A 498-nucleotide genomic window follows, 5' to 3' on the forward strand; every position below is an offset into this window, starting at 1 on the left:
CAAGAGAGTATTGCTGGGATAAAAGTTAGAAAGACATTCGGTTATGAAAAAGACGATCAAGCAGATTTTAAGCAACTAAGTGATGATGTCGTATACAAAAATTTAAAAGTTTCTAAAATTGATGCATTGTTTGATCCAACGATTATGTCAGTAATTGGTGTGAGTTATTTTTTAGCGATATTCTTTGGCGCAAGAATGGTGATTCAAGATGATATTACAATTGGACAACTTGTTACATTTACAACTTATTTAGGGATGATGGTTTGGCCACTGCTCGCACTTGGATTATTCTTTAACATTGTTCAAAGAGGTCATGCTTCATATGAAAGAATTAATGAAATTACTAATGTTCCAAATGATGTCGATACGGAAGTTAAGACGGATATGATTCCTGAAGGGGATATTCACGTCGACATTAAATCCTTTAAATTTCCAAACGATGATAATGTGGCATTACATGACATTCATTTCACGATTGAAAAAGGGACAACATTAGGT

Annotated in this window: 1 protein-coding gene; it reads left to right on the forward strand. The window is 33.5% G+C overall.

Annotation, left to right across the window (positions count from 1 at the left end):
* Positions 1-498: ABC transporter transmembrane domain-containing protein (locus IDG63_RS14260; RefSeq protein ID WP_241012394.1), on the forward strand; the 498-nt coding region annotated here is incomplete at both ends.

The sequence above is a fragment of the Staphylococcus sp. EG-SA-14 genome (assembly GCF_017151935.1).
In the GTDB taxonomy this organism is placed as follows: Bacteria; Bacillota; Bacilli; order Staphylococcales; family Staphylococcaceae; genus Staphylococcus; species Staphylococcus aureus.